The organism is Campylobacter sp. RM5063, from assembly GCF_024723655.1.
Lineage (GTDB): Bacteria > Campylobacterota > Campylobacteria > Campylobacterales > Campylobacteraceae > Campylobacter_D > Campylobacter_D lari_D.
The window spans coordinates 1-1,149 of record NZ_JANQDA010000054.1 but is presented as its reverse complement, the minus strand read 5'-3'; the positions used below and the strand labels follow the sequence as shown (position 1 = coordinate 1,149).

At 28.4% G+C, this 1,149-nt stretch carries 1 protein-coding gene; it reads left to right on the top strand.

The window, feature by feature from the left end; translation table 11 throughout:
- Positions 1-66: 66 nt before the first annotated feature.
- Positions 67-1,149: PDC sensor domain-containing protein (locus CAMP5063_RS08305; RefSeq protein ID WP_263666986.1), on the top strand; the 1,083-nt coding region annotated here is incomplete at its 3' end.

The following is a 1,149-nucleotide window of genomic DNA, read 5'->3' as shown; positions in this document are numbered from 1 at the left end:
AAAAATAAAAAAATTATTTTTTTAGGATAAAATACATCCTTTTTAAAAACACATAAAGGAGATACATTGTTTTCAAATTTAAAAATAGGGACCAAAATAGTTGGAGTTGTAATTTCCATAGTAATGCTAGGCATTATAATCTTAGCAAGTATTTTTTCCATACAAGCTTCAAATATCTTACACACTGAAGCAGATAAACTACTTCAAATTAATGCTTTTAGATATGCAAATATCGTCCGTGGAGCAACAGAAAGTGTTTATTCAACTTTACTAGGAGTAGAAGATACTATAAAAAATACTATTTCAAATGAAAATAGTATTGATGATACAGAAGTGCAAAATATTTTAGAAGGTGTGCTTGATTCAAATGAAAAAATTGCATATATGTATGTTCATTTTTTTAATACCCCAATCAATCAAAATACCAACCCAAAACTACTTACAAATCAGCATAAATTTTTAATGTTACTTCATGATACTTCTTTAAAAACAGAAGGCGGCGTGCAATTAGTTCAAGCATATGATGCATTTTTACAACAACAAAGTATTAATAATGCTATATCAACACAAAAAGAATCAATAGGAAAACCTCAAATTTTCAACATCAATGGTGAAGAAATTTTTGCATACAATATTGTAATTCCAATCTTTAAAAATGGAAATATTATAGGTGTAGTTGGAGCTTTAGGAAGTTTAACACATTTTAGAGGAGAACTAACAGATCCAAAAAGAAGTATTTTCAAAGATGATCAAAGATTATTACTTGGTGCTGAGGGTCTAATAGCAGTTAGTCCTGTTTCTAAATTTACAGGAAAAAGTATTTCAGAAGCAAATCCTCATCCTAGTGCAAAAACATTAATACAATTACAAAAAGATAAAATAAATACTGTTTTTGACTTTACTCGTGCAAGCGATGGAAAGAAAAATAGAGCAGCAATAGCTACTTTTGATCTTTGGGATAACTCACAAGATGCTTGGTCTATTGTGACTATGGCTCCAGTTGATTCTATACAAATGCCTATTACAAAACTTATAACAACCATAGCATTTATATCTCTTTTTGTTATTTTAGTAATTGTGATAATAGTATTTATATACATAAACAAAGCAGTAAGCTCAAGAATTGTTAATTTACAAAACAACCTACTG